This window comes from Cyanobium sp. ATX 6E8, assembly GCF_024346335.1.
Lineage (GTDB): Bacteria > Cyanobacteriota > Cyanobacteriia > PCC-6307 > Cyanobiaceae > Cyanobium_A.
In genome coordinates this window covers 88,124-110,759 of the sequence record NZ_JAGQCT010000001.1, presented here as the reverse complement: position 1 = coordinate 110,759, position 22,636 = coordinate 88,124, and the positions used below count along the sequence as shown (strand labels likewise).

The window sequence follows — 22,636 nt, the reverse complement described above, 5'->3', positions numbered from 1 at the left end:
GGACCACCGGCCGTGGGCCCTCCATAGGATTTCGGCTCAGTCTTCCCGCTTACCCAATCCCTCAGCCATGGCAAGCCTCGGCGTCAACATCGACCACATCGCCAATGTGCGCCAGGCCCGCCGCACGGTGGAGCCCGATCCGGTGAGCTTTGCCCTGCTGGCCGAGCTGGGCGGCGCCGATGGCATCACCGTGCACCTGCGCGAAGACCGCCGCCACATCCAAGACCGCGACGTGGAGCTGCTGCGCCAGACCGTGCGCAGCCGCCTCAACCTGGAGATGGCCGCCACAGCAGAGATGGAGGCGATCGCCCTGCGGATCAAGCCCGACATGGTGACCCTGGTGCCGGAGAAGCGCCAGGAGGTGACCACCGAGGGCGGTCTGGATGTGGCCGGCCAACAAGGGGCCCTCACCGAACTGATAGGCCGGCTACAGGGAGCCGGCATCGGCGTAAGCCTGTTTGTGGATGCCGACACCGCCCAGCTCGAGGCCTGCCGCGCCACCGGCGCCCGCTGGGTGGAACTGCACACCGGCACCTACGCCGAAGCCAGTTGGGACACCCAGCCGCGCGAGCTGGCCCGGCTGAGCGAGGGCAGCTTCATCGCCCGCAGCCTGGGTCTGCGCGTCAACGCCGGCCACGGCCTCACGTATCAGAATGTGGAGCCGGTGGCAGCGATCGAGGGGATGGAGGAGCTGAACATCGGCCACACGATCGTGGCCCGGGCCCTGGCGGTGGGATTGGAGGCGGCGGTGCGGCAGATGAAGGCGTTGATTCAGAATCCGCGCCGCGACCCCCTGTTCGGCAGCCGCCAGCCATGACCACCCACCACTTCATCGCCGCCAGCGAAGCGTTCCTCACCGTCGAGGAGCCGCTCGAGGAGGTGCTGCGGGAGCGGGTGCGCCATTACGGCGAGCAGGGCAAGGCCATTGATTTCTGGCTGGTGAAACGGCCGGCTTTCCTGGAGGCCCCTGAACTGGAACCGATTGCCAGCGCCATCCCGCGGCCGGCAGCGGCGGTGGTGTCCACCGATGAGAAATTCATCACCTTCCTCAAGCTGCGGCTCGAATTTGTGGCCACCGGTCGCTTTGAAGCCCCCAGCGCCTCTATCCCCGACGCACTGGCCAGCGCGGCCTAAAAGAGCCCCAGGAAGCGTTTGCGCGGCGCGTCATCGGTGGCCCCTCGACCGCCGTCCTGCTGGTAGCGGGGTTTGTCGTCGCCAATGGTGAGCAGGGCTTCCTTGTTCTTCCACCACACCCAGTCGCGGATTGGCGGGGTGTTGGCCAGTTGCTGGCGGGTGAGGCCCAGGCCGAGCTTGGCGGAGGCATCGAGCAACACATCGAGCATCTCCTCGCCGTTGCTGCACCGCGCCAGGGCTTCGTTGGTGCGCTTGGCCCCGTTCAGGGCCTTGACCAGGGCATTCACCCGCTGCCCCACCGATAAGGACGCTGGGTTCATCGGCTGGACACCTCGCTGGAGCGACCGTACCAGCGTTGATCGGTAGGTGGCCGGTGGGTGGCCGGTTGGGGGGGGCTGACAAGAAGCGGGTGGGGAGGCAAGACTGGGCATAACGCGATGGACTGATGACGTCCCCCTCACGGACCTGCCACCACTGGGTGATCGGGGACGTCCATGGCTGTGCTGACTCCCTGGAACGGTTGGTGGCCAAGCTGCCGGCCCGCGACCGGCTGGTGCTGTGCGGCGATGTGATCAACCGCGGCCCCCAGATCCGCCGCACCATGGAGCTGGCCTGGGGTCTGGTGGACTCCGGCCGGGCCGTGTGGCTCAAGGGCAACCATGAGGCCGATCTGGTGGAAGCCCTACGTCAGGGCAACTGGATGGCCCACCGGGCCCTGGCCGGCTGCGACACCTATCGCCAGCTCGGCGATCGCCACACCCGTCTCTGGCAGGAACGCCTGGAGCAGCTCCCCTGCAGCTACGGCGGCCCTGGCTGGGTGGCCACCCACGCCGGCTTCGATCCCGCCACCTGGGAGCCGGATCTAAGCATCCGCATGCCCTTCTGGCAGTCCTATGACGGCCGCTTCGGCGAGGTGGTGATCGGCCACACCCCCGGCCCCCAGGTGCGGCGCCTCGGGCAGATCGTGATGGTCGACACCGGCGCCTGCTACGGCGGCGAACTCTCCGCCTACTGCCCCGAAACCGGCGCCATCCATGCTGTGCCAGGCCTGCGCGACCGCAGGCTCACGCCCTTCAGCAAGCAGCTGGCGGGCTGTCTGCCCTGATGCCCCCCCGCTGAGCCCAATCCTTGCTCACCGTTTTCCGGGGCAACCGGGCTGAACACCTGGCCGAACTGCTGGCTGCCCAGCTGCGGCTGAACCCGCCAGACCCCTTCGCGTCGGTGCAGGTGGTGGTCAACACCTGGCCCACCAGCCGCTGGCTGGGCGAACAACTGGCCGTGCACCTGGGGGGGATCGCCGCCAACATCCGCTACCCGTTTCCGGGCAGCCAGCTGCGCCAGATCGTCAATGCCGTGCTGGGCGATGCCCCCGGCGACGAGGATCCCTGGCGCGCCAACCAACTGGTGTGGCCCGTGTTGGAGCTGCTGCCCGAGTTGCTCGAGCAGCCCGAGGCCGAGGCCCTGCGCCACTGGTGGAGCCGCCGCCAGGGCAGCAGCCAGCACCTGAACCTGGCCCAGTGGCAGCTGGGCCGCAGCATCGCCGATGCCCTCGACGACGCGGCCCTCTATCGGCCCGACCTGCTGGCGGCCTGGTGGCACGGGGAGGAGCGCCCTCCCCTGCCCCCCGAGCAGGCCTGGCAACGGCGACTGGTGACGTTGTTGCGCGAGCGACTGGAGGTGAAGCCCTTTGGCCTGCGGGTGCGCGACGCCATCACCCAACTGCAGCAGGGACCACCACCAGCGGGAAGCCTGCCCGACCCCTTGCGCCTGTTTGGGCTCAGCAGCCTGGCGCCGATCCAGGTGGAGCTGCTCCAGGCCCTGGGCCTGCACACCCAGGTGGACCTGTATCTGCTCACCCCGTGCCGCGATCTATGGCAGCGCTGCACCAGCCGCCGTCAGCTGCTCAGCGACGCCATCGCCCTGCGCCAGCCCCTCGATGGCGACTGGCTGCTGCAGGCCTCGGGACTGGAAGCCCGCTTTGGCCGACTGGGCGGCGAATTCCAGCAGTTGCTCGAGGGCAGCGGCGAGAGCCACCAGGGGCAGTGGGCGGAAAAGGACCTATTTTTCGCGCCCGCCGCGGCCCATGGCGGCCCGGAGCCGGCGCCCCTGCTGCATCAGCTGCAGCAACAATTGGCGGATCCGGCTGAACAACCCCGGCTGCAGCGGGCCACAGGAGATCGCTCCCTGGAGTTCCATCGCTGCCCCGGCCCCCTGCGCCAGGTGCAGATCGTGCGCGACCGGATCCTGCAGCTGATGGCGGCCGACGCCACGCTCCAACCCCGGGATGTGCTGGTGATGACCCCCCAGGTGGATGGCCTGGCGCCGCTGGTGGCGGCTGTATTTGGCGACAGCGAGGCCACCGGGGTGGACCTGCCGTGGCGACTCACCGACCGCAGCCAGCAGAGCGAGGCGAGCCTCAGCCGCAGCCTGCTGGAGCTGCTGGCGCTGGCGGGGGAGCGGTTCACCGCCTCGGCGCTGGAAACCCTGCTGGAGAGTCCGGCGTTGCAGGAGCACTTCCAGCTCAGCGGCGCCGAGATGGCGGCCCTGCATCCGCTGCTGCAGCGCTGCGGCTTCCGCTGGGGCCTCGATGCCGAAGAGCGCGGCGGGCTGGCCAGCGGCAGCCTGGCCTGGGCCATCGACCGGTTGCTGCTGGGGCTGGTGCTGCCCGAGGAGTCCGGCCTGGCCCCAGCCGACACCGCCCCCCTGGCCTGCGGCGAAGGGCTGGAGCTGTTGGGCCGCTGGCTGCACCTGCTCACCCGGCTGCGCCACTGGCTCATGGAGCTGCGGCGGCCGCGGCGCTGCGAGGCCTGGGCCAGCTGCCTGCGGGCCCTGCTCACCGACCTGTTTGGTGAGGGCGGCGATCAGGCCTGGGAGCTGCCCCTGGTGCTGGCCGCCATCGACGCCTGGCAGCAGGCCGCCGCCGGCTGCGCGCTGGAGCTCGCCGCACCGGTGGTGGCGGCCGTGCTCGATGAACGGCTGGCGGCCGATTCGGGCCGCTTCGGTCACCGCAGCGGCGCCCTCACCATCAGCGCCCTGGAGCCGATGCGAACCATTCCCCACCGGGTGGTGGTGTTGATGGGGCTGGATGCGGGCGCCTACCCGCGCCAACGCCAGCGGCCCGGCTTCCACCTGCTGGAGCAGCAGCGGCAGCTGGGCGACCCCAACCCGGCCGACCAGGACCGCTACGTGCTGCTGGAGGCCCTGCTCTCGGCCCGCGACCACCTGCTGGTGACCTGGAGCAGCCGCGACCCGCGCAAGGGGGAGGAGCTGCCGCCGGCCACACCGGTGCGTCAGTGGCTCGAATGGCTGCAGGGGCAACTGCCCTGCCAGGGCCAGGGGCTGGTGGTGGAGCACCCCGCCAACCCGCTCGACCGGGCCAATTTCCAGCCCATCGGCGAGCGGCCGCCCGGCAGCTGCGACCGGCGCCTGCTGGAGGCCCGGCAACTGCTCGATCAACAGCTCGATCAACCGGGGGGCGGCACGCTGCAGGCACCCTGCCCCCTCGCCGCGAGCGTTGCCCCTGGCGACACACCCGACGAGGAGGCTGACGCCTACAGCGACCTGCGCGACTGGCTGCAAGCCCCCCAGGCCAGCTGGCTGGCGAGCCTGGGGCTGCGGCCGCGGGAATGGGCCGACAGCCTCGACGATCTCGAGCCCCTCAGCCTCGACGAACGCCATCGGGCGGCGCTGCTGCGCCAGGCCCTCGACCAACCGGCAGGCGCACCCCTGGAGGAGCCGGGCAGCTGGTTGGAGCGCCACCGGGGTCAGGGCCTGCTGCCGCCCCTGGCGGCCGGGGAGCTGGAAGCCCGCGGCCTCAGCCAGCGCTGGCGCAGCCTGCAGGAGAGCCTCGCGACCCTGGGGCCTGAGCGCCGCCTGCTGGCCACCTGGCAGACCTGGCAGCAGGAGTTGCTGTGGCGGGGCTCCTCGCTGCTGCTGCTGCACACGGCCCGGGCCCGCTACCGCCAGCGGCTGGAGCTGTGGCTGGCCCTGCTGCTGGCCTCAGCCGCCGACCAGGCCCCGGCTGACGGGGTTCTGGTGGCCCGCAGTGACCAGGAGTTCAGCGTGGCCCTGCGCCTGAAGGCCCCGGATCGCGACACCGCCCGAGCGGAGCTGGAGCGCCTGGCGGACCTGCGCGAGCACTGGCGCCAGCGCTGCTGGCCGGTGCCCCCGGAAACGGGCTGGATGCTGCTGGAGAAGGGGGAAGGGCGGGCAATCGACACCTGGGAGGGCAATGCGCTGGTGCCCGGCGAACGCCAGGAGCCCGAGCAGACGCTCTGCTTCGGCGCCGACCTCAGCGGCAGCGCCCTACTGGCCAGCGGCCTGGTGGCCGAGCAGGCGGCGGTGTTGCTGGGCCCGCTGCGGGAGCGGCTGGCATGACGCACACCCCCAAGCGCGAGCAGCCTTTTGAGGCCAATGGCTTTCCCCTGGAGCCCGGCATCCGGCTGCTGGAAGCCAGCGCCGGCACCGGCAAAACCTTTGCCCTGGCCCAGCTGGTGCTGCGCTACGTGGGCGAGGCGGAGCTGGGCCTGCGCCAGCTCCTGGTGGTGACCTTCACCGAAGCCGCCGCCGCCGAGTTGCGCGATCGCATCGGCCAGCGGCTGCAGCTGGCCCTCTCTGGCCTGGAGGATCCGGCCTGGGAAGCACCCGATCCCACCCTGGCCACCTGGCTGGAGCGGCAGCGGCCCCGGGCCGACAGCCTGCGGGCCCGGCTGCTGCTGGCCCTCGAGGAGCTCGATGCCGCCGATATCACCACCATCCACGGCTTCTGCCGCCGCACCCTGCAGCGCCAGGCCCTGGAGGCCGGGCTTCCCCCCGAGCTGCAACTCGAAGACGACCAGAACACCCTGGTGCGGCAGGTGGCCCACGACTACTGGCAGCGGCAGGTGCTGCCCCTGGACAGCCACCTGCTGGCGGGGCTGCAGCAGCGGGTCCAGGGCCCCGAGCTGCTGGAGCAGCTGCTGCGCCAGCTCGATGGCGATCCGGCCCTGCAACTCGACCCCCTGCCGCCCCCGCTGCAGGCCGATGCCCCCCTGGCCCCCCAGCTCACGGCCCTCTGGGCGGAGGCCTGGGGTGGGTTTCAACAGCTCTGGTCCGAACGCGGTCGGACCCTGGAGGCGGCGTTCTGCGCGGCGGCCGCCCAGTGGCGCGGGCAGGGCGTCAAAACCACCACCCCCTACAGCCCCAAACCCACCAAGGACCGCTGCGCCCTGGTGGAGGCCTGGATTGCCGCCCAGCCCCCCGGCGGCGACTACGGCGCCACGGCGGGCCGCAGCGGCGGAGCCTGGGGGTTGCTGCGCGACTACTTCCATCCAGGCAGCTTCCTCAAGCTGGCCCGGGGCCTGGACAGCAGCAGCGAGGGCCCGGAGCCATCCCTGCCGGAGCGCCCCCTGCTGGAGGCGATCGCCCAGCTGCTGGATGGGCCGGCGGAGGCCCTGCTGCTGCACGCCTGCCACTGGGGCCGGGGCGAACTCAACCGTCGCCGCCGCCAGAGCGGACGCCTCGGCTTCGCCCAGCTGCTGGAGGGTCTCGACCCGGGGGACCTGGCCAGCACACCGCTGCTTCAGGCGGTGGGAGACCGCTATGCGGTGGCCCTGATCGATGAATTTCAGGACACCGACCCGATCCAGTGGCGGATCCTGTCGCGGGCGTTTCAGCCCGAACGGCACCGGCTGGTGATGGTGGGCGATCCCAAGCAGGCGATCTACCGCTTCCGAGGCGGCGAGCTGGCCACCTACCTGCGCGCCCGGGCCACGGCAAGCCAGGCCGGCGGAATCAGCAGCCTCACCGACAACTACCGCTCCAGCGAAGCCCTGATCAGCGGGCTGAATGCCCTGATGCACCCGGGCCTGCGCCGCAGCGGCCTGGCGGTGCCGCAGGTGCATCCCCGGATGGGGGACGCCGGCCTGGTGCTGCCCGCGGGCCAGCACCCCCTGCAGTTGCTCTGGCTGGGCTGGAAGCGTCAGGCCGGCCAGAAACCGCCGAGCCGCAGCGCCCTAGAGCGGCAACTCCCCGGCCAGATCGCCAGCTTCACAGCCGCGCTGCTCAACCGGGGGCTGGTCGAGCAGCGTCCCAACGGCAGCCGCCCCCTGAACCCGAACGACATCTGCCTGCTGGTCAGCACCCACCGCCAGGCCGAAACCCTGCGCGGCGAGCTGGAGGCCTGCGGCATCGCCAGCCGCCTGGTGAGCCAGGGGGATGTGCTGGACAGCGCCGGGGCCACGGCGCTGCAGCGGCTGCTGGATGCCCTGGCCGAGCCGGGCCGGGCCAACCGGCTACGGCTGCTGGCCGCCTCCCCCCTGCTGGGTTGGAGCGCCGCGCAGATCGCCGGCGCCAGCCCGGAGGACTGGAGCACCCTGGCGGCGCGCCTGGCCCAGCTGGCCCAGCAGCTGCCGCGCCGCGGACTGCTCGGGGTGCTGGCCAGCCTGCTGGAGCAGCGGGGCTTGGCCCGGCTCTCCCTGGGGGGGCGGTTGCTGGCCGATCTGCAGCAGTGCGCCGCGTTGGTGGCGGAGCGCCTCCACGCCGACAAGCTGGGGCCGGCGGCAGCGGCCGACTGGCTACGGCGCCGGCGGCTCGAGCCCGACCGGGACGTACCCGAAGCCCACCAGCCCCACAGCGACGTGGTCGATGCGGCGGTGTCGGTGGTGACGGTGCACCGCAGCAAGGGCCTGGAATACCCGGTGGTGATCTGCCCCTACCTCTGGCAAGCCCCGGGAGACGGCCGCGGGCCCCAGCGGATCGGCGTGCGCTGGCAGCCCGGCGGCAGCGATCCCGTGCTCGATCTGCATCTCAACGGCCACTGGCGGGCTGGGTTTGCCGCCCGGCAGCATCAGTTGCAGGCTGAGCTGCAGGAGCGGGAACGCCTCGCCTACGTGGCCGCCACCCGAGCGCGGCTGCTGCTGGTGCTGGCCTGGGGGCCGGCCCAGGGGCAGCAGGGCAACCCCCTCCACCCCTGGCTGTTTGACCAAGACGAGCCCCCCGCCGCCGATCACGACCCCTACGCAGGCCGCAGCGATGCCGACTGGCGCGAGCGGTTGCAGCAGGCTCTAGGCCGCCGACGCCTGCCCCTCACCCTGCTGGATCCCCCCACCCCCGGCGAACGCATCCGGCTGCTGGCCTGCCACGACAGCAGCAACGCGCCCTTGGCGCGGGGGCCCGTGCCCCGCGCCCCCTTCGACACCACCTGGGGCCGCAGCAGCTACACCAGCTGGACCCAGGGCAGCCACAGCGCTGCTCCCACGGCGCTGGAGGAGGGCCGCGAAACCGATGCCCTGGTGGCCGAACTCGACGCCTCAGCCGAGCCCGGCGGCGAGGCGCCGCAGCCCTGGCCAGACGACGGGCCATTGGCGGCGTTTCCCCGGGGGGCCCAAGCGGGCGATTGCCTGCACCGCATCCTCGAGCAGCTCGACTACCGCCAACCCGTGGCGGCCCAGGCGGAGCTCTGTGCCCGGGAACTGCAGCGGGCCGGCATCGCCGAGCAGCACGGCGCGGCGGCGGTGCTGGGGTTGGAGCAACTGCGGCAGACCCCCCTGGGGGGCGCCCTGGGGAGCTTTCAGCTGGCCGAGCTGGAGCACGGCGATCGCCTCAACGAGATGAATTTCGATCTGCCGCTGAGCCTGGTGCGGGCCCGGGCCCTGGCGCGTCCATTTGCCGACCACCCCGAAGGTTGGTTTGGGACGGCCTACGCCGAGCAGCTGGCCCAGCTGGACGTGGCCAGCCAGGGCTTCCTCACCGGCTCGATCGACCTGGTGTTCCGCCACGGTGAGCGCTGGTGGGTGGCCGACTGGAAGAGCAACTGGCTGGGCGAGCGCGACGCCCAGGGCCAACCGCTGCACTGCGGTCCGCGGCACTACACCTCGCCAGCAATGGCCGCGCTGATGGCCGCCAACCACTACCCGCTGCAGGCCCACCTGTATCTGGTGGCCCTGCACCGCTACCTGCGCTGGCGCCTGCCCGGCTACCGCCCCGACCAGCACCTGGGCGGCTACGTCTATGTGTTCCTGCGGGGGGTGCCCGGCCCACGGCCGCCAACCGCAACGGGCGGCGACGTGCCCGGCATGTTTGTGGAGCAACCGCCGCTGGCGCGGTTGCTGCAGCTCGACCGGGCCCTCGGGGGCACGCCATGAGCACCAGCCCCGTTGCCGATCAACCCGCGTGGCTGCAGGCCCTGGCCGCAGCCCTGAGCGAAGCCTTGCCGCGGCTGCACGCCACCAGCCCCGATCCCCTCGTGGGCGAGCTGATCGAGGCCCTGGCTGCAGCCCTGGCGGAGGGCCAGCTGGAGATCGCCGTGCCCAGCCCGGAGCATCGCCAGGCCCTGGAGGCCTCACCGCTCAGCGCCGAGCCCAATGGCCCCCTGGCCCTGGAGGGCGATCGGCTGCTGTGGCGGCGCTGGCAGCGCCAGCGCGAGGGCGTGCTTCAGGCCCTGATCAACCGGGCCCAACGGCCGCTCGATTCAGCCACACCAGCGCCCGCCGTCGAGATCGAGGACAGCAGCGGGCTCGATGCCGACCAACAACGGGCCGTAGCGGCGGTGCTGCGGCATGGGCTGGTGCTGCTCGAGGGCGGCCCCGGCACCGGCAAAACCAGCACCGTGGCCCGCATGCTGGCGGCGGTGCAGGCCCAGCAACCCGGCAGCCGCATCCACCTGGCCGCTCCCACCGGCAAGGCCGCCGCCCGGCTGCGGGCCGCCCTGGCCAATGCCGAGCTGCAGCTGCCTTGCAGCACCCTGCACCGGCTGCTGGAGAGCCGCGGCGAGCGGTTTGGCCGCAATCGCCACCACCCCCTGGCCCTCGACCTGCTGGTGGTGGATGAGGTGTCGATGGTCGACCTGCCCTTGATGGAGGCCCTGCTCGACGCCCTGCCGGCCAGCTGCCGGCTGGTGCTGGTGGGCGACGCCGCCCAGCTGCCGCCGGTGGGCCCCGGCAGCGTGCTGCTCGACCTGCAGGCCCCCGAGCGCCGCCGGGCCCTGGGGCCTGCGGCCATCACCCTGCGCACCACCTACCGCAACAACGGCACCATCGCCGCCGTGGCCGCCGCCCTGCGCGACGGCGACCAGCCCCTCGAACCCCTGCTGACAGGCCTGCTCGAGCCCCTGGATCCAGACGCCAACCTGGCCTGGATCCAGGCGGGGCCGCGGATGCTGCCAGCCACGCTGCTGGAGCGGCTGCGGCGGCACCAGCAACAGCTCGAGCAGCTCTGTCGCCAGAACGACCCCAACGATCCCGCCACGGCGGCCAGCCTGTTGGCCGCCCTCGACGCCTGCCTGGTGCTCACCCCGCTGCGCCGCGGCCGCTGGGGGGTGGAGGCGATCCACCAGGCCCTGCTGGGGGAGGCCACCGGGCGCTTGCCCCAGCACTGGCCGCTGGGCACACCGGTGCTGTGTCGCCACAACCTGACGGAACTGGGCCTCGCCAACGGCGACGTGGGCCTGGTGGTGGAGGGCCCAGGGGTCACCCGTGGGGAGCGCCGGCTGCTGTTCAACACGCCCGGCAGCCCCCAGCCGCTCTGGATTCACCCCGCCCAGTTGCCCGATGCAGAACCGGCCCTGGCCCTCACCGTGCACAAAGCCCAGGGCAGCGAGGCCGATGAGGTGTGGGTGCTGATGCCCGACACCGGCCGCCCCCAACGGCGCCTGCTCTACACCGCCATCACCCGGGCCCGGCGGCAGGCCCAGCTGATCACCCCCTTGCGGGCCCCGTCCGACAGCGCCAGCCTGATGGCGTGATCCACCCCAACCCCCACAACCCGGAAGGCCGGGTGGAGCGCCCCTGGGGCTGGTTCGAAACCTTGGCCAGCGGTGAGCAGTATCGGGTGAAACGGCTGCTGATCCACAGCGGCCAGAGGCTGAGCCTGCAGCGCCACCAGCACCGTTGCGAGCACTGGGTGGTGGTGGCGGGCACGGGCGAGCTGCAGGTGGTCGACGCTGTGATCGCGGCGGTGCCAGGAATCAGCGTGTTCATCCCCCAGGGGGCGCTTCACCGGGCCCAGGGCGGCAGCGAAGATCTGGAGATCGTCGAGGTGCAACGCGGCGCCTGGCTTAGCGAAACCGACATCGAACGACTGGCCGACGATTTTGGGCGGCTGTGAATGGCGAGCCATTGCGAGTGATAAAGTTCTGGTTCAGCCTTTTTCAAGGGCAGGGCAGTTTTGTTAGGTGCGGGCCAGAGCAACTGATTACCGGGTTCGGCAGTGCAGCGTTTTGTTGCTCCGCCACTGCCCATCGTTTCAGTCTTTCTTGCCTCCATTGGGTTTCTGCCGGCCTGCGTTGAAGGACCTCACCAGCCAGGACTTCACCAAGTTCTGCTTCACCAGGCCGAATTGAATCCAGTGACCGAACTTTCCAACGGCGGCAGTTTCACCTGCTCCGTCCAAATCAATGCGTCTGTAGAGGCGTCGACGGAAGCGTCCGCGCAGGCCTGCGTCGATCCATCCAACGACGTCTCCGACACCCCGATCGAGACGCCCACCGCTACTGCTTCGGCCCAAGAGGAGTCGAAGGCCAGCCAGGGCTTTGCCCGCTTTGGCTTCGGGCCCGAGCTGCTGAAGGCCCTTGAGGCCATCGGCTATCAGGAGCCCTCACCGATCCAGAAGGCCGCCATCCCCGAGCTGCTGCTCGGTCGCGACCTGGTGGGCCAAGCCCAAACGGGCACCGGCAAAACCGCAGCATTCGCCCTGCCGATGCTGGCCGCCCTCGATCCCGCCGAACGCAAGCCCCAAGTGCTGGTGCTCGCCCCCACCCGGGAGCTGGCCCTGCAGGTGGCCGACGCCTTCAACAGCTATGCCACCCACCTGAGCGGGGTGCGCACCCTGGCGATCTACGGCGGCGCCGACTTCCGCGAACAAATTCACCAGCTCAAGCGTGGCGTACAGATCGTGGTGGGCACCCCCGGTCGGGTGATGGACCACATGCGCCAGGGGACCCTCGACCTCTCCAATCTGCGAGCTCTGGTGCTCGACGAGGCCGATGAAATGCTGCGCATGGGCTTCATCGACGACGTCGAATGGGTGCTCGAGCAACTACCTGAAAAGCGTCAGGTAGTGCTGTTTTCCGCCACCATGCCGGCCGAAATCCGGCGGATCTCCCAGAAATATCTCAACGCGCCCGCCGAGATCACGATCAAACAGAAGGCCGCCGATGCCAGCCTCATCCGTCAGCGCTTCCTGATGGTGCATGCGCCCCACAAACTGGCTGCGCTGGAGCGGGTGCTCGAGGCCGAAACCAGCGAAGGGGTGATCATCTTTGCCCGCACCAAGGCGATCACGATCACCGTGGCCGAATCGCTGGAGCAACACGGCTACGACGTGGCGGTGCTCAACGGCGACGTACCCCAGGCCCAGCGGGAGCGCACCATCGAACGCCTCAAGAGCGGCCAGGTGGATGTGTTGGTGGCCACCGACGTGGCCGCCCGCGGCCTCGATGTGGAGCGCATCGGCCTGGTGATCAACTACGACATTCCCTTCGACTCCGAGGCCTACGTGCACCGGATCGGGCGCACGGGGCGGGCGGGCCGCAGCGGCGACGCCATTCTGTTTCTCACCCCCCGCGAGCGGCGCTTCCTGGGCAGCCTCGAGCGGGCCGTGGGCAAACCGATCGAAGAGATGGAGGTGCCCAGCAACGCCACCATCAACCAGAACCGGCTGGACCGGATGCGCACCAAACTGACCTGCTGCCTGCAAACACCCTCCAGCAGCGATCAGGAACGGGCCCTGCTCAGCGAAATCCTGCAACGGGTGGCCCAGGAGCTGGGCTCGAGCCCCGAGCAGCTGGCACTGGCCGCTCTCGAGCTGAGCCTGGCGGGCAAACCGCTGCTGCTCCAGGGCGAAGAGAATTTCCACCAGGTGCGTCCGAGTGGTCCCGGTCGGGATGGCGGACGGGATGGAGGACGGGACTTCGGGCGCGATCGGGGTCGGGGGCGCGAGCTGGGACGCGATGGGGATCGGGGTCCCCGGGGTGAGCGGCCCATGGGACCGCCGGAAGATCACATGGAGCGCTTCCGCGTCGAAGTGGGCTGGCGCGACCGGATCAAGCCCGGCAACATCGTGGGTGCCATAGCCAATGAGGCGGGTCTGAACGGTCGCTCGATCGGCCGCATCCAGATCTTCGACACCCACAGCACCGTGGACCTGCCCAAGGGCATGCCCGATGAGGTCTTCCAGGGCCTGAGGCAGCTGCGGGTGATGAACAAACCACTCCAGCTCTCCCGGCTGCAGGGTTAACCGTCTCGGGCGCCAGACATGCCCACCGCCCGACCCTGCTCCATGTCGCCCAGTCCTGTGCGAATCGTCCCCATTGGCCTGCTGTGGCTGGGGCTGGCCGGGCTGGGTCCATCCAGCCGGGGCATCAGCGTCTCGGAGGTGGTGAAAGCCTTCTGCCTATCGGCCTATCAGGCTGATCTGCAAAAGCAGGGCAAAAGTGTCTCGCTGGCGCAGCTGGATCGCACCTGTGGTTGCGTTGGGGAGCGAGTCGCCCAAGGCAGCGACGTGGAGGATGCCCACGTGGTGTGTGGGCGCCCTCAGGCGCAGAGACTGGTCACGTCTCCCACACTCACACTGGTTAACCCAGGCACCGAGAGCCTTTCGACAGCGGCGATCAGCGAGACCTGAACGTCCAAGCTTTCGCTGGTCACCAGGGTCTGCAGCAGGTCGAAACGATCCTGGGGAGCCAGCTCTCCATCCTCGCGCCAGGCGAGGCTCCAAGGGACAGGGGCCGTCATCACGGGGTCGCAGTTGATCAGGATTTGCTGACAATGGAACGTTACTGGGGATCGCCCAGGGAACTCCAGAGTCTCTTCAGAAGGGCTTCACGGTTCTCCATGATTCCCGCTCTCACGCCTTGGTCAGGCCCAGCAAACCGGTAGGCTTGAGGGTGATTCCAAGGCGTTCAGGCTCCCATCGGCGCGCTCAGTTCCCACTGGCATTCCCGAGGAAGCGCAGCACCAACCGAATCAGTTCCAGGATTTGCTCCATTAATGACCATTTACGTTGGCAACCTCTCGTTCCAAGCTGAACGCGAGGACCTGCTTGATCTCTTCGGCCAATACGGAGAGGTGCGCCAGTGCAGCCTGCCCCTTGACCGGGAAACCGGTCGCAAGCGCGGCTTCGCCTTTGTCGAACTGGCTGACGATGCAGCTGAACAGAAAGCCATCGACGACCTCCAGGACGTCGAATGGATGGGCCGCATGATTCGCGTCAACAAAGCCACCCCCCGTGAAGGCGGCGGAGGTGGTGGTGGCGGCGGCCGCGGCGGCTACGGCGGCGGCGGCGGCGGCGGCGGTGGCGGTGGAAACCGTGGCGGCGGCGGAGGCTATGGCGGTGGTGGTGGCGGCGGCTACGGCGGCGGCGGCAACCGCTGGTAAGTCATCCGACCAGCCCTGACCCTGGACCCCTGGCCGTGGATCACCCCACGGCCAGGGGTTTTTTGCTGGCCGAGATCGCACGGATCAGCATCGGGGGGCAACATCGTCACCAAGTTGTTCCCCAGCCGGCCATGTCGCCCCAGACCGCCACCAGCCCCACCACCCTGGAGCGGCTGTTGCGCACCCTCCGGCCGCACCGACGCCGGGTGTGGCTAGCCACCAGCTGCTCGGTGCTCAACAAACTCTTCGACCTGGCCCCACCGGTGCTGATCGGCTTGGCGGTGGATGTGGTGGTGCAGCAGGACACCTCCTGGCTGGCGGCCCTGGGCGTCACCTCCGTGCCAGGCCAGCTGGGTGTGCTGGCGGGGCTTTCGTTTGTGATCTGGAGCGCCGAATCCCTGTTCGAATACCTCTACGCCCTGCTCTGGCGCAACCTGGCCCAAACGGTGCAGCACGAGCTGCGGCTTGAGGCCTACGCCCATCTGCAGCAGCTGGAGATGGGCTTCTTTGAAGCCAGCAGCAGCGGCAGGCTGCTCACGATCCTCAACGACGACATCAACCAGCTGGAGCGCTTTCTCGACCACGGCGCCAACGAGATCCTGCAGCTGATCACCACGGTGCTGGCGGTGGGCGCCGCGATGCTGTGGCTCTCGCCACTGGTGGCGGGGGTGTCGTTCCTGCCGATTCCCGTCATCCTCTGGGGGTCGCTGCGCTTCCAGAAGCGGCTGGCCCCCCGTTACGCCGAGGTGCGCGAGCGGGCGGGGGATCTGGCCAGTCGCCTGGCCAACAACCTCGGCGGCATGCTCACGATCAAGAGCTACACGGCGGAGACCTGGGAAACCGCACGGCTCAGCGAGCAGAGCCAGGCTTACCGCAGCAGCAATGCCCGGGCCATCCGGCTCTCGGCAGCCTTCATTCCCCTGATTCGCTTCGCGATCCTGTTCGCCTTCCTGGCGATCCTGGTGATCGCCGGCTTGCAGGCCTGGCGCGGTGCCATCGCGGTGGGCACCTACAGCTTCCTGGTGTTCATCACCCAGCGACTGCTGTGGCCCCTCACCACCCTGGGCCGCACCCTCGACGACTACCAGCGGGCCATGGCCTCCACCAACCGGGTGCTCAACCTGCTCGACACCCCGATCGCCATCGCCAGCGGCCAACAGAGACTGCCTTTGGGCCAGGTGAAGGGAGAGCTCCGCTTTGAGGGCGTCAGTTTTGGCTACGCCGGTCGCGAGCCTCTGCTGCGCCACTTCAACCTGACGATCCCCACCGGCAGCACCCTCGGCATCGTGGGTGCCACGGGCTCTGGCAAGAGCACCCTGGTGAAACTGCTGCTGCGGCTCTACGCCATCCAGGAGGGCCGCATCCTGCTCGACGGCATCCCCCTCCACAGCCTGCAGCTCGACGACCTGCGCCGGGCCATCGGCCTGGTGAGCCAGGAGGTGTTTTTGTTTCACGGCACCGTGGCCGAAAACATCGGCTACGGCAGCTTCGAGGCACCCCGGGGCGCGATCGAACGGGCTGCCCAATTGGCAGAGGCGTCGAGTTTCATCGAGGCCCTACCCCAGGGTTACGACACGGTGGTGGGCGAGCGGGGCCAACGGCTCAGCGGCGGCCAGCGCCAGCGCATCGCCCTGGCCCGCGCCATCCTCAAAAACCCACCGGTGCTGATCCTCGATGAAGCCACGGCGGCGGTCGACAACGACACCGAAGCCGCCATCCAGCGCTCCCTCGATCTGATCACCGCCGAGCGCACCACCCTGGTGATCGCCCACCGGCTCTCCACCGTGCGCCACGCCGATCGGATCGTGGTGCTGGAGCAGGGCCAGATCGTGGAAAGCGGCCGCCACGACCAGCTGATCGCTGCCGATGGGGCCTATGCCAACCTCTGGCGGGTGCAGGCCGGTCTGCGCAGCGGCGAACCCCTGCGACTCTGAGCCCTGATCGTGCAATAGGTTTTGGGGGATGAGAACCCCTCAGGCCAAAGGCCCCCGCAAGCGCAGCCGACGCGGCTCCGTGCTGGTGGCGATCGGCGTGGGCTTGGGCGGGGGACTGCTGCTGGCGGGGCCGCTCTGGGAGCTGCTCAGCGAGAACGGCGCGGCCACCAACAACGCCATCACCAATCCCTTTGCCGCCTGGAGTGGCATCACCAACCAGGACATCCTGCTGCTCGGCACCGATGTGGGCGGTGGCAACACCGATGTGATCGCCAGCCTGCGGGTGGATGGCGGCATCACACGAATCACCCAGGTGCCCCGCGACACCTACATCGAAGCTGAGGGCTACGGCCCCCACAAAATCAATGCCCTCTACAGCCTGGGGGGCACCGACCTCGTAAAACGGGAATTGGCCCGCAAGCTAGGTCGGCCGATCACCCACCACGTGGTGGTGAACCTGGCGGCGATCCGGCGCATGGCCGATGCCCTGGGCGGCATCGAGGTGGATGTGCCCAAACGGATGGCCTACACCGACCACAGCCAGGGGCTCACCATCGATCTGCAACCGGGCCTGCAGACCCTCAAGGGCCGCGACCTGGAGGGATTCCTGCGCTTCCGCCACGATGCAATGGGCGACATCGGCCGCCTGGAGCGCCAGCAGCTGGCCCTGCAGGCCCTGTTCCGCAAGCTCACCCGGCCTGAGCATCTGGTGCGACTACCGGTGCTGCTGGCAGCAGCCGGCAAGGACCTCAAAACCGATCTCGGGCCCATGGAACTGGGTGGACTGATCACGGCCATGAGCACGACCCAACTGGAGACCAAGCGGCTGGGCGGGCGGCCCTTCTACCGCAACGACATCAGCTACTGGGACGCCGAATGGCCCCAGCCGGTGCTGGACAGCTCGGCCAGCGATGGCTCCGGGGAAGACGGCCGCTACCGCTTCCTCTTCTGATCCGCCGCCGGATCAACGGCGGGCGTTGGCCCGCCGTTGCTGCGCTGGGACAGGGTGATCAAGGCCAGCGCCAAAGCCACACCCGCCAGCAAGGGGGTGGAGGCGGCCACGGTCACCCCGAGGGCAGCCGTAAACCAGATCGAAGCGGCACTTGTGAGTCCGTGCACCTCGGGCCGGCCTTTCTTGAGGCCACCAGGAGGCACCAGGATCTCTCCGGCGCCGAGGAAGCCCACGCCCGTGGCCACCCCCTGAATCACCCGGCTGCGGGACTCGGGATCGGGACCGGCCGCCAGCACCATCAGACAAGCACTCAGCCCCACCAACACATGCACCCGCAGGCGGTTGGGGTGGGTGGTGGTGCCGTGGTGGGCGCGGTTGATGCCCACCGCCAAACCGCACAGCACCGCCAGACCCAGGCGCAGCAGGATCTGCAAGTCGGGGGTGAGCGCCGGCAGCCAGCTCATGGCCGCCCCCTCACAACAGCCAAGCGCAGCATGGCTGTTCCCCATAAGCTCCTGGCAACTGAGCGTTGCCGCGGCCCGTGCAGAACCTGCTGCTGCGCAACAGCCTCAAGTTGTTCGTGGCCGTGTTCATCACCGCGGCAATCGCTTCCTGGACCGAGCGCATCCAGTTTCTCTGGTATCCGCTGATGGCAGTGGTGATCGTTGTGGATGACAACGACGATCACACCGTTCAGGCTGCCACAAGCCGCATCCTTGGCACGGTGATCGGGGGCCTGATCACCTTCCTGGTGCACACGATGCTGAGCGGCTGGATCGGCGTGCTGGTGTCGTTGCTGGTGATGATCCCAGTGCTGCAACGGCTGGGCTGGCAAAGCGCCCTGGGCACCGCCGGGCTCACCGCCGTGATGTTTCTGATGATTCCCAGCCACGCCTCTCTCAATTGGGATTACGTGTTCAACCGCGGCCTCGACACCGTGGTGGGCTGCGTGGTAGCCATCGTGGTGGGGCTGCTGTTCTGGCCGCAGAACAGCAGCAGTGAACTCACAGCTGCCGATCGCCTCCTACGCCGGTTGCTGCAGGCCCAACTGCAGGCCTACAGCGACTGGCTGGGCCAGCGTCGCAGTCGCCCTGAGCCGCTCGATCCGGCACCGCTCACCAACGCCCTGCAGCGCATGGAGCAGCTGGTGGCCCAGGAGCGCAGCGGCCCCCGCCATCAGGCCCTCAAACGCAGCGGCTGGGAGCAACGGCTGCGGCTCTGGCAGCTGGCCCACTTTCACTGGATTGCCTGGGAGCGGCTGCTGGCCGGGCTGCCGGAGCAGCAGAGCCTGAAGGCCGATCCGCTGAGGCATGCCGTCGGGGACCTGCAGCGTCAGCTCAGCGAAGAGCCCACACCAACACCGCCGCGGCAACCCCAGCGCTGGCAGCAGCTGGCCCAGCAGCTTCAACTGCCGCTGCTGCCGCTGCTGGCCCTGGCGGAGGAAGGGCGTCCGCTGCATGCCTGCCTGGGCGGGCTGAACCGGATGGCCCCGCCGTGAGCAACCGCAACGCCCTGCGCACCGCCTTCACCGCCGGGCTCGGCAACGCCTTCGCCAGCCTGTCGGGGTTGGCCGACAGCCAGTACGTGGCCCTGTCGGTGTTGGCGGTATCCAGCGGCACCTACGGCGGCGCACTTTCCCTGGGGAGGCAGAGGCTGCTGGGCACCGTGCTCGGCTCGGTGCTGCTGCTGATCGGCTACGAGGGGTTGCGCCTCCTGCCGATGCCGTTGGGGATCGCCATCACCCTCGGCGCCCTGCGCCTGCTGGGCGGCCTGCTGAAACTGCAGGTGGGCTACAAGGTGGGCGGAATGATCATCGTGATGGGCTGGCTCGTGCACGAGGGCGGCCTGGCCAGCTGGATCCCGATCCGCTTCCTCTGGACCTGCTTCGGGGTGCTGATCACCCTGCTGGGCTTACGGCTGTTCTGGCCTGCCCGCGGACTCGACAGCAACCTGACCCAGGTCGCCGATCTGCTCGTCCAGCTGCAGAGCTGCTTCCGCGACCTGGCGGCGCGGGTTGATCCCGCCATGACGGGCCAGGTGGCCAATCCGGTGGGGATCGGCCGCTACCGGGCCCTGCGCAACCAGCTCGTTGCCATCCGGCGGCAACGGCCAGCACTGCTGCAGGAGCTGGGTTCGCTGCCGGAGCGCCATCCAGCCACACTGCTGATGGCCAACTTCGAGGCCACCAGCTCCCGCCTGATCACCCTGGTGGGGGGCCTGGTGCGCGAGCCCCCCACCCTCCAGGATCCCCAGCTGGTGGTGCAGCTGCATCGGGCCGAAGCGGAGTTGCTGCAAGCCATGGCTGGCCATCTGGGCCAGTGGGAACAGCAGATTCGTGGTCGCCGGGGGCTGCCCAAACCACCCGAAACCGAACTTCAGCTGCCGCGCAGCTGGCACGAGCTGGGCCAGGAGCTCAACAACCCCACCGCCAACTCAGCTTCCCTGGAGAGGCTGGAGCGGATCGCCAGCCGGCTGATGCTCTGCAGCCAGGCCGAGCAGGCCATCCGCTCGGCCGAAGCAAACTGGGTGGCAATTCTGGCCCGGGCCTGAATCACGCCAATCACCGCATCACGCAGATGACCGCATCACGCCAATGACGATGTCCATTGTGAGCAGCCTGCTGCAACAGCGGCATGCCCTCTACCGCGGCCTTCTGGCGGTGGAGGTGGTGGCCCTGGTGGGACTGCGCGGCCTCCAGCAGGCACCACGGCTGGTGAGCGTGATGTACCTGGTAATCTCCGCTGTGGCCGTGCTGATGGACTCTCCGCTGCTTCGCCAGAACCGCCTGGATCCCTCAGCCGTGCAGGCGATGCCCAGCGCCCTCGGACAGCGGGTGCAGCGGGTGCTGCTGGGCCGGCAGCACCAGATGATCTTCTGGATCGTGGCCCTGGCCGTGGAACTGCTCTGGCAGGCCGCCCTGATGCTCAACCCCAGCTTGGCCGTGCGCCTGAGCGTGCTCCATCTGGTGGTGTGGCTGGGGCTGATGCTGGTGCTGCTGTGGAGCCTGGTGAATGCCCTGGCCGAAGAACCGGTGTTCAACGGCGACCTGCTGATGGGGGCCGCAGCCGGGTATCTGCTGGTGGGCTTCACCGGCGGCATCGTGCTCAATTCGCTGCTGGTGCTCGACCCGGCGGCCTTCAACCTGCCGCCCCATGGCCACACCCTGCCGGATGGCATCGCCCATGCACCCACCATGCTGGGCGCCGCCTTCGCCAGTCTCACCACCGTCGGCAGCCCGGTGCTGAAAAGCGGCAGCCTCACCAGCCTCACCGCCAGCGTGGGGATCACGATCGTGGGCCAGCTCTATGTGGCCATCCTGATTGCCGGGGTGCTGGGAAAACCAAGGGTGCTGGGCAATCAGGAGGTGGTGGTCACGCCGAGTCAACCCGCTGCCGCCCCGGAAGCTGAACACCCCCGGGGCCAAAAAGCTGCTGCGCGAATCAAACTGCGTCTACCCAGGCGCTGATCCGCATCACCGTGGCAATGCGCAACCGCGCCCTAGCCCTGTTGTGGCTGGGGCTGATCCCGGCCCAGCTGGCCCCGGCCGCGCTAGCCCAGAACACAGAGCTGCTGGAGCGCAGCTGGCAGCGGCTGGATGCGGAGCTGCGGGCGCTCGATCGGCTGCTCCCCATCGAGCCCGAGCCTCCGGTGGGCGACGTGCTCAGCACACCGGAGCTGCCCGCCAATCTGATCCGGGCCAACCAACCCGCCAGCGGTCCGATCCAACCCGCCGACGCCGTGGCCGGTCCGCCCCTGGATCTGCCCACCCCCCAGCAGCTTCAGGCCGGCGGCGTCGCCAGCCTCAGCCTGGAGCAGGCCCTGGCCATCGCCTTTGCCAACAGCGCCACCCTGCAAGCCCAGCGCGAGCAGGTGGCCGCCGCCCTGGCCAGCCTCCAGGCCGCCATGGGCAGCTACTGGCCCACCATCAGCGCCTTTGCCAACGGCGGCTACGAGGGCAGCCGCAGCACCACCACTTCCAACAAGCCGAACGACAACCTGGGCTTTGGCCCGCTGTTTGACCCTGCGGGGCTACTCGACTCCGCCGGACAACCCACCGCTGGCCCCTACTACGTGCCCAATGGCGGTTCCGAGGCAGCCACGTCCGGGGAATGGGGGTTTGAGGGTGGCCTGCAACTCAACTACGCCCTGCTCGACTTTGCCCGCACACCCAAGGTGCGCGCGGCCCGCGCCAGCCTGGAGCAGCAGCGCAACACCTACGCCAACCAGCTGCGCTCCCTGCAGCTGCAGGTGAGTGAGGCTTACTACAAACTCCAGCAGGACGAGCAGCTGGTGCGCGTCTACGACGCCAACCTGCGCAACGATCTGGTGATCCTGCAGGACAGCCTCGACCTCAAACAGGCGGGCCTGGTGCCCCGGCTGGATGTGCTGCGGCGCCGCGCCATCCAAGCCTCCGATGAAGAAACCCTGATCCAGGCCCTGGCCGACCGGGCGGTGGCCCGCCGCCAACTGGCGGTGCTGCTCAACCTGCCCGCCAGCGTGACGCCCAGCCCCAGCGACCCGATCGTGGTGCAGCCCCGCTGGCCCCTCGATCTGGATGCCAGCCTGCTGGCGGCCTACCGGGGCAATCCCGAACTGGAATCAATCCTGGCCACCCGCACGGCCCTGGCCCAGCAGAGCCAGGCCACTGCGGCAGGTCTGCTGCCGAAACTCTCCCTGTTTGCCAGCGGCGGTGGCAGCAGCTCCCAAACCAGCCTGACCAACTTCGAGATTGGCGGAGGGGGCTGCTGCGGCGCCACCGCCCTGCCCCTGAGCACCACCAACGGCTGGGACTGGTCTGCAGGACTCACCCTCACCTGGCTGCTGTTTGATGCCGGCACCACCGCAGGGCAGGCCCGGGCCCTGGCCAAGCGGGAGGCGGCCACGGCCCAGCAGTACGCCGCCACGCGCAACGACATCCGCCTGCGGATCGAGCAGGCCTTCTTCAACCACGAGGCCAGCCTCGCCAAGCTCAGCTCGGCCCGCCGCGGGGTGGCCGCAGCCCTGGAGGCTTTCCGTGATGTGCGGCTGCGCTATCTCACCGGCCTCGACAGCGAGCTCAATGTCTCCAACACCCAGGACCGTCTGATCAACTCCCTGGTGCAGCGGCTCAACGCCACGGTGGCCGTCAACATCACCTACGCCAAGTTGTTGAAGGAGCTGCTGCCGATGCCCCGGGATCCCAACGCGCCGATCCAGCCCCAATTGCAACTCACCCAGCTGCAGCTCAGCAGCGCCACGGGTCAACCCTGAGCCGGCACACCACC

Annotated in this window: 18 protein-coding genes; 15 read left to right on the top strand and 3 right to left on the bottom strand. The window is 69.3% G+C overall.

What is annotated here, in order from left to right; genetic code table 11:
- The first annotated feature begins 67 nt into the window (after nucleotides 1-67).
- Together KBY70_RS00610 and KBY70_RS00605 are read left to right on the top strand one after the other, a co-directional pair.
- Nucleotides 68-817 (top strand): pyridoxine 5'-phosphate synthase, encoded by a 750-nt coding sequence (locus tag KBY70_RS00610; protein ID WP_254986994.1) that lies wholly within the window; start codon nucleotides 68-70, stop codon nucleotides 815-817.
- Entirely contained in the window at nucleotides 814-1,134 is a 321-nt protein-coding gene (locus KBY70_RS00605; RefSeq protein WP_254986993.1) for an MgPME-cyclase complex family protein, read from the top strand. Before KBY70_RS00610 ends, KBY70_RS00605 begins: the two co-directional genes overlap by 4 nt.
- On the opposite strand, the gene KBY70_RS00600 is transcribed toward KBY70_RS00605, so the two are convergent.
- The gene (locus tag KBY70_RS00600; RefSeq protein WP_254986992.1) at nucleotides 1,131-1,454 is read right to left on the bottom strand and encodes a hypothetical protein; all 324 of its coding nucleotides are present in this window, start codon (nucleotides 1,452-1,454) and stop codon (nucleotides 1,131-1,133) included. The genes KBY70_RS00605 and KBY70_RS00600 overlap by 4 nt on opposite strands.
- A gap of 125 nt (nucleotides 1,455-1,579) precedes the next feature.
- Here KBY70_RS00600 and KBY70_RS00595 point away from each other — a divergent pair, with 125 nt between their 5' ends.
- The 6 genes from KBY70_RS00595 (at nucleotide 1,580) to KBY70_RS00570 (ending at nucleotide 13,347) form a co-directional block, all read left to right on the top strand.
- The gene (locus KBY70_RS00595) at nucleotides 1,580-2,239 is read left to right on the top strand and encodes a metallophosphoesterase (RefSeq protein WP_254986991.1); all 660 of its coding nucleotides are present in this window, start codon (nucleotides 1,580-1,582) and stop codon (nucleotides 2,237-2,239) included.
- Between the two features lie 23 nt (nucleotides 2,240-2,262).
- A complete protein-coding gene (locus tag KBY70_RS00590; protein WP_254986990.1) occupies nucleotides 2,263-5,511 on the top strand; it encodes an exodeoxyribonuclease V subunit gamma in 3,249 nt (1,082 codons plus the stop codon).
- Nucleotides 5,508-9,257, top strand: a complete 3,750-nt coding sequence (locus KBY70_RS00585; RefSeq protein WP_254986989.1) for a UvrD-helicase domain-containing protein — start codon at nucleotides 5,508-5,510, stop codon at nucleotides 9,255-9,257. The genes KBY70_RS00590 and KBY70_RS00585 overlap by 4 nt, the downstream gene beginning before the upstream one ends.
- Complete coding sequence (locus KBY70_RS00580) at nucleotides 9,254-10,855, top strand: ATP-dependent RecD-like DNA helicase (RefSeq protein WP_254986988.1); 1,602 nt, start codon at nucleotides 9,254-9,256, stop codon at nucleotides 10,853-10,855. Before KBY70_RS00585 ends, KBY70_RS00580 begins: the two co-directional genes overlap by 4 nt.
- The gene (locus KBY70_RS00575; protein ID WP_094559375.1) at nucleotides 10,852-11,217 is read left to right on the top strand and encodes a phosphomannose isomerase type II C-terminal cupin domain; all 366 of its coding nucleotides are present in this window, start codon (nucleotides 10,852-10,854) and stop codon (nucleotides 11,215-11,217) included. Before KBY70_RS00580 ends, KBY70_RS00575 begins: the two co-directional genes overlap by 4 nt.
- Before the next feature lie 240 nt (nucleotides 11,218-11,457).
- Nucleotides 11,458-13,347 carry a DEAD/DEAH box helicase gene (locus KBY70_RS00570; protein WP_254986987.1) on the top strand — a complete coding sequence of 630 codons (1,890 nt, stop codon included), beginning with the start codon at nucleotides 11,458-11,460 and terminating at the stop codon, nucleotides 13,345-13,347.
- Between the two features lie 296 nt (nucleotides 13,348-13,643).
- Here the strand turns inward: KBY70_RS00570 and KBY70_RS00565 are convergent, their stop codons facing one another.
- Nucleotides 13,644-13,844, bottom strand: a complete 201-nt coding sequence (locus tag KBY70_RS00565; protein ID WP_094559376.1) for a hypothetical protein — start codon at nucleotides 13,842-13,844, stop codon at nucleotides 13,644-13,646.
- A 255-nt stretch (nucleotides 13,845-14,099) separates the two neighbouring features.
- Here KBY70_RS00565 and KBY70_RS00560 point away from each other — a divergent pair, with 255 nt between their 5' ends.
- From KBY70_RS00560 to KBY70_RS00550, 3 genes are all read left to right on the top strand, one after another.
- A complete protein-coding gene (locus KBY70_RS00560) occupies nucleotides 14,100-14,486 on the top strand; it encodes an RNA recognition motif domain-containing protein (RefSeq protein ID WP_254986986.1) in 387 nt (128 codons plus the stop codon).
- Between the two features lie 131 nt (nucleotides 14,487-14,617).
- Nucleotides 14,618-16,420, top strand: coding sequence for an ABC transporter ATP-binding protein (locus KBY70_RS00555; protein WP_254986985.1), 1,803 nt, complete (start codon nucleotides 14,618-14,620; stop codon nucleotides 16,418-16,420).
- Between the two features lie 28 nt (nucleotides 16,421-16,448).
- Nucleotides 16,449-17,372 (top strand): LCP family protein, encoded by a 924-nt coding sequence (locus tag KBY70_RS00550; RefSeq protein ID WP_254986984.1) that lies wholly within the window; start codon nucleotides 16,449-16,451, stop codon nucleotides 17,370-17,372.
- Here the strand turns inward: KBY70_RS00550 and KBY70_RS00545 are convergent.
- Complete coding sequence (locus KBY70_RS00545; RefSeq protein WP_254986983.1) at nucleotides 17,354-17,836, bottom strand: MgtC/SapB family protein; 483 nt, start codon at nucleotides 17,834-17,836, stop codon at nucleotides 17,354-17,356. The genes KBY70_RS00550 and KBY70_RS00545 overlap by 19 nt on opposite strands.
- Before the next feature lie 77 nt (nucleotides 17,837-17,913).
- Between KBY70_RS00545 and KBY70_RS00540 the strand changes: the two genes are divergently transcribed.
- The 4 genes from KBY70_RS00540 to KBY70_RS00525 are packed head-to-tail and all read left to right on the top strand — an operon-like array spanning nucleotide 17,914 to nucleotide 22,622.
- Complete coding sequence (locus KBY70_RS00540) at nucleotides 17,914-18,870, top strand: FUSC family protein (protein WP_198953828.1); 957 nt, start codon at nucleotides 17,914-17,916, stop codon at nucleotides 18,868-18,870.
- On the top strand, nucleotides 18,867-19,922 hold the full coding sequence (locus KBY70_RS00535; RefSeq protein WP_254986982.1) for an FUSC family protein: 1,056 nt from the start codon (nucleotides 18,867-18,869) through the stop codon (nucleotides 19,920-19,922). The genes KBY70_RS00540 and KBY70_RS00535 overlap by 4 nt, the downstream gene beginning before the upstream one ends.
- 43 nt (nucleotides 19,923-19,965) lie before the next feature.
- Entirely contained in the window at nucleotides 19,966-20,838 is an 873-nt protein-coding gene (locus tag KBY70_RS00530; protein WP_254986981.1) for a hypothetical protein, read from the top strand.
- 17 nt (nucleotides 20,839-20,855) lie between these two features.
- A complete protein-coding gene (locus KBY70_RS00525) occupies nucleotides 20,856-22,622 on the top strand; it encodes a TolC family protein (RefSeq protein ID WP_254987190.1) in 1,767 nt (588 codons plus the stop codon).
- Nucleotides 22,623-22,636: the final 14 nt, after the last annotated feature.